The 281-nt window shown below is 55.2% G+C and carries 1 tRNA gene and 1 rRNA gene; both read left to right on the top strand.

What is annotated here, in order from left to right:
* Positions 1-94 (top strand): 16S ribosomal RNA (locus ACYP5B_RS39670); the annotation flags it as partial.
* A 61-nt stretch (positions 95-155) separates the two neighbouring features.
* A tRNA-Ile gene (locus ACYP5B_RS39675) sits at positions 156-232 on the top strand.
* Positions 233-281: the final 49 nt, after the last annotated feature.

Here is a 281-nt window from a genome sequence, read left to right on the forward strand (position 1 = left end):
CGCAAGGAGGGCGATTACCACGGCAGGGTTCATGACTGGGGTGAAGTCGTAACAAGGTAGCCGTATCGGAAGGTGCGGCTGGATCACCTCCTTTCAAGAGCGTGCATCCAACGTCGAGCGTTCACACTTATCGGTTTGTTTGCTGTTACAGCCAAGGGTCTGTAGCTCAGGTGGTTAGAGCACCGTCTTGATAAGGCGGGGGTCGTAGGTTCAAGTCCTACCAGACCCACCAAGTTACGGATGGTGGTTCGACGATGTGAGTCGATGTTGAGCCTCCGGAC

The organism is Cupriavidus sp. 8B, assembly GCF_054589115.1.